Source organism: Mesotoga sp. (assembly GCF_035363035.1).
Classification (GTDB): Bacteria; Thermotogota; Thermotogae; order Petrotogales; family Kosmotogaceae; genus Mesotoga.
This window is the reverse complement of sequence record NZ_DAOSEH010000014.1, coordinates 31,834-36,676: the sequence shown is the minus strand read 5'-3', so window position 1 is coordinate 36,676 and position 4,843 is coordinate 31,834. Positions and strand designations below refer to the sequence as shown.

Genomic DNA, 4,843 nt, shown 5'->3' with positions numbered 1-4,843 from the left:
GCCCCTTCCTCTCTTCAAGAGAAACGACGTAACCTATGGTGTTCCTGCCGGCGAAATTGACTTCCACCCTTTCCCCGGGCGAGAGCGGCAGATCGCTGTTGTATGTGTAGGTCTCGAAGAGGGGGGAATTGGATATCGCAACCTGGACAAGCATCAGGAGATACCTCTCTCGTATATGACCTGTGAAAGCATCTCCGAACCTCTGGAGCGCCATTCTGGAGATCTGTACAGAGAGGAGTAAAAGTCGCTGGCTTTGAAATCTCTCCCCAGCTGTTCTTCCAGAAGCTTAACGTCTATTTCCATCTCCCTCTTGAGCGCCTGATCGACCACCTTTCTCCACAGCGAGGCCGTCGTGACGATGGGAATGCGTACCAGCTTTTTTATGCCCGACAGGTACTCTCTCCCCTTTTCGTTGAAGGCCAGGACACGGAGATACTGCGGTCCCAGATCGTTGCTCTTTTCGATCAAATCTCCGGTGAATCCGAAGGCCGGATAATACATCAACCTCCTGATCCTTGAAAGCGTGAACCTTTTAGTCTTGACACAGTTGGTGAAGGCCGTCATGTCGGAACTCATAGAACACTCTCTGAATCTGGCATCAAGACCTTCCACGAAACCGTAGTATCGCCCATAATCGCTTCGCGATAAAAGCCGCAGGTATGGTATGAAGAAGCTCTCCGTATCCTCACGAAAGACGGGACCCTTACCGGTCCTTATCTCGCCAAGTATCGCGTCGAACGACTCCTGTGGAACTGCCTCCTTCACCGATTCTAGGTCGCCTTTTGAAAGAAGCCTTCTAATTGCCGTCGCCGAAGAGAATTCGCCTTTGTGGTTCTCGTCAGTATAGGCGGCGCCCGTCCTTTTTATCGCGTGGGGTCTTATCTTACTCCCTATCTCCTTCATCGCTCTCATGTACTCGACTCCAAGAATATTATTTGAAGAACCTATCTCCTCTATCCTGAAAGACAGATCGCTGTCTCTTCTGCCAATAAAATCCCTGATTGCGTATTTACGGGCATTCGGAAAAGAGTGGCCTTCCTTCAGATGGAAGCGCAAACTTCTGCGGTACTCGTCGGGTTCTTCTATCAGGATTTTCGAGACTTCGCTTATGAGAGAGAGATCTCCGGTCTCGCTACCAAAGACCACATCGGTCACGCCGACGTGGTCAAGAGAGCGAATCGAACCGGTCGCAAAACCGCCGGCATCTTGAAGTGCGTAAACCACTGGCAATTCCAGAACTAGATCCACTCCCAGTTTTAACGCCACCCTTGCACGGGAAAACTTCTCGATAACCGCCGGTTCGCCGCGCTGAACGAAGTTGCCGCTCATGATCGCAACGGTATAATCCGGTTTCACCAGTTCCTTCGATTGCCGGAGGTGAAAGAGATGGCCATTATGAAATGGATTGTACTCAACCACGAGACCGAGAACCTTCATTCATTTTCCTCCAGTTGAAAGATCATTGAGACGTCCCTGGGCAGCGTGAATCCGTCCTTGGGGAACCTGAGGTTAGAGGTGAGAGGTTGGAAGAGCAGAAAGGTCTTGCTTTTCTTACCTCTTACCCCTTCTCTCATACCTCTTATAAAACTCCAACTATCTCTCCGTACAACGGTCCGGCGGACACGCTATCTACCTTTATCTTCACGGGAATTCCTATCAAGTTTGCATCGGCATGGTATATCACTATCTTGTTGTTCATCGTCCGGCCGTAGATCTTCCCGTTTCCCTTTATCTTTCCCTCACCTATGACATCTATCACCGTGTCAAGGTACTTCTCATTTTCCTGCCGGTTTATATGTTTCTGCAGCGCCAGGAGATCGTTCAGCCTTTTGATTTTCACCTCCTGGGGAATATCGTCGGGGAGTTTTCTGGCCGAAAGCGTCCCCTCTCTGGGAGAGTACATGGCCAGGTTTACCCTCTCGAACCTGACTTCTCTTATCAGCGAGATCGTATTCTCGTAATCGGCCTCGGTTTCGCCCGGGAAACCCACTATGATATCCGTACTCAGAGACGAATCGGGAACTCTATCCCTGACGCGTCTTATAAGATCCAGAAAATATTCCCTGGTATAGCCCCTGTTCATGGACTTCAGGATCCTGTCGCTTCCCGATTGAACCGGCAGATGAATCGAGCGCGAAATTCTCTCGCAAGAGGCTATCACATCTATTAGCTCGTCGCTGAAATCCTTCGGATAAGATGTGAGAAACCATATTCTCTCTATCCCTTCTATCTTCAAAGTCTCTCTCAACAGGGCGGCGAGTGACGACCCGTCCTCTAGATCCTTCCCGTAAGAGTCCACGTTCTGACCAAGGAAGGTTATCTCCCTGTAGCCGCTGTCGGCCAGCTGCCTTACCTCGTTCAGTATGTCCGTCATCTTCCGGCTCTTTTCTCTTCCCCTGGTATAAGGGACTATACAGTAAGAGCAAAACTTATCGCAACCGTATATGATAGTAATCCACGCGTGGTGTTTGCTGGTACGTAATCTTGGGCTGTTCGCGTCGAGTTCGTCTATATAATCGCCCATCTCTATGAAACGTTCGCCGCCGGCGGCTCTTGACAGAAACTCGTCTATCCGCGAAATCGCCCTCGTTCCAAAAACGAAATCAACCTCCCTGTGCGTGAGGAGTTCGGTCGAATTCTTTTCGGCGACACAGCCACAAACTCCTACAACGAGTCTATCGTTGCTCTTCTTGAGGGCTTTGAGCTGACCGAGTTTTCCGTACAACTTGTCTTCCGATTTCTCCCGTACCGCACAGGTGTTGACTATTACCGCATCGGCGGCTTCCTCGCTGTCTATAATCTCGTGTCCGGCACGACGGAGAATTCCCATCATCGCTTCCGTATCGCTTATGTTCATCTGACACCCGAAGGTTCTGAACGCTACTTTCAAAAAACCACCTCTAAACCGATATCCATTCTCAGGTAAATTCTACATCATTGACCGATTTGGATAAACCACGTTATGTTACCATTGGAATGAGCGGTGTTCGTTTCTTTTTTTTGCGTGGCTCGTTCAACAGCGATATTTCCGGAGGTGTCAGATGTTTGCAAAGGCTTATAAAACAGCGAGTTCCTTCACAAAACCCGTTGTAGTTCTTACCAGAAGAGAAGACGCCAGAGTCGGCGCCTCCTGTGGAGTCTTCATCATCCTAAACCGGGAAGGCTGGATAATCACCGTTGCCCATCTATGGCAGTCCTACTTCCTCTTCAAAAATCAACAGGCAAATCCCTCGAGCAACGGGACACAGATTATAACCAACCATTCTTTCTGGTGGGGAAAGGACGGGGTGACTTTGAAAGATATACATCCCTTCCCCGATTACGATCTGGTGATAGGAAGATTGGAGCCCTTCGATCCCTCCGAAGTGAGTGAATACCCTTCATTCGTAGATTCAGGAGAGTTGCGAATCGGAACCAGTCTTTGCCGTGTTGGATATCCGTTCTCCAGAATAAAGGCTTCCTTTGACGAAGGCAGTTCGAGATTTAAAATGGATCCCAGAAGTTTACCGGCACTGTTTCCCATCGAAGGCATATACACCAGGACGGTGGTGGCTCCGGCTTTCAAAGAAGCGAAGAAAATTGCGAAATTCATAGAGACTTCATCTCCGGGACTGCTCGGTCAAAGTGGTGGACCTATACTGGATGTAACAGGAAAAGTCTGGGCCGTGCAGAGTCGCACCGTTCACCTGCCGCTCGGATTCAGTCCAAAAGTGCGAAAAGACGGGAGAGAAATCGAAGAAAACCAGTTCCTTAATGTTGGCTGGGGAGTACATGTAGAGATGATCGTAGATGCAATGAAATCATCGGGAATTGCTCTATAATATACGGGATTTATTATGAAAAGACTCTGGAATACCAAAAAGAATTATAGATCAAGATAGCTTTGTGGTAAAATCATAAGTAAATATACAGTTTACAATTCTAATCTTTTTCTTCAAGGAGTAGATTACTGTGAAGAAGATCTTATTTGTATTACTACTGTGCCTGGCTTTTCTCGCCATCATAACGACTCAAGGCTGTTTCCTCTTTAGGGTGATCAAGCTGGACATCGCAACGAAAAGTATCTCCCTCTCCATAGGAGAGTCGGAAACGATCCAGTTAACCGTGAAGCCCGTAGATACAACGTTGAAATTCACGTCGAAAAATACATCGATCGCCACCGTCTCCAGTTCCGGAACGGTTACCGGAATCTCGGCCGGTGAGACGGAGATCGAGATAGAAGCTTCCAAAGACAAATACAAAACCGTCACCAAAACCGTTAGCGTCACAGTGCTCGCACCATCGACATACACGGTCACCTTCAACGTTAGCGATAACCAGGGAGCCGTACAGGGAGCTAACGTCGCCTTCAACGGAGAGAACAAGAGCACCGACGCACAGGGAAAGGCGGTCTTCACAGGAGTGCTCGCGGGCAACAAAGCATATACTGTGAGCAAAGAGGGCTACAACAACGCCAGCGGAAACATCAACGTCGATGGCGACGAGACGGTCGACGTCACCCTCACGAAGAAGTCTTACACTATCGCCGCCACTGCCGGAGCGGGAGGAAGTATAGATCCCTCTGGAAACGTCAACGTCGAACATGGAGCGAACCAGACCTTCACAATAACACCTAATGAAAACTACAATATAGAAGATGTGCTCGTAGATGGAGAATCAGTAGGCCCGAGAGCGACCTACACCTTCAACAACGTTACAGCAGGTCACACTATACACGCCACCTTCTCGCTGCTTCCGCCCCCGACATACACGGTCACCTTCAACGTTAGCGATAACCAGGGAGCCGTACAGGGAGCTAACGTCGCCTTCAACGGAGAGAACAAGAGCACCGACGCACAGGGAA

The 4,843-nt window shown here is 49.2% G+C and carries 6 protein-coding genes; 2 read left to right on the top strand and 4 right to left on the bottom strand.

From position 1 onward, the window contains the following. The 4 genes from PKX57_RS04175 to miaB all read right to left on the bottom strand — a co-directional run. A partial coding sequence (locus PKX57_RS04175; RefSeq protein ID WP_472416126.1) for a primosomal protein N' family DNA-binding protein occupies positions 1-154 on the bottom strand: 154 nt, incomplete at its 3' end. Continuing rightward, positions 154-1,437: a nucleotidyltransferase gene (locus PKX57_RS04170; RefSeq protein WP_472416124.1), complete on the bottom strand. Its 1,284-nt coding sequence runs from the start codon at positions 1,435-1,437 to the stop codon at positions 154-156. The genes PKX57_RS04175 and PKX57_RS04170, both read right to left, overlap by 1 nt. Next, a complete protein-coding gene (locus PKX57_RS04165; protein WP_472412556.1) occupies positions 1,434-1,574 on the bottom strand; it encodes a hypothetical protein in 141 nt (46 codons plus the stop codon). Before PKX57_RS04165 ends, PKX57_RS04170 begins: the two co-directional genes overlap by 4 nt. A gap of 5 nt (positions 1,575-1,579) precedes the next feature. After that, the gene (gene miaB / locus PKX57_RS04160; RefSeq protein WP_472416122.1) at positions 1,580-2,890 is read right to left on the bottom strand and encodes a tRNA (N6-isopentenyl adenosine(37)-C2)-methylthiotransferase MiaB; all 1,311 of its coding nucleotides are present in this window, start codon (positions 2,888-2,890) and stop codon (positions 1,580-1,582) included. 151 nt (positions 2,891-3,041) lie between these two features. On the opposite strand from miaB, the gene PKX57_RS04155 reads away from it, so the two are divergent. Next, positions 3,042-3,821, top strand: a complete 780-nt coding sequence (locus tag PKX57_RS04155) for a S1 family peptidase (RefSeq protein ID WP_472414933.1) — start codon at positions 3,042-3,044, stop codon at positions 3,819-3,821. A gap of 130 nt (positions 3,822-3,951) precedes the next feature. Continuing rightward, positions 3,952-4,843, top strand: an 892-nt coding sequence (locus tag PKX57_RS04150; RefSeq protein WP_472416120.1) for an Ig-like domain-containing protein, incomplete at its 3' end; no start/stop codon positions are given.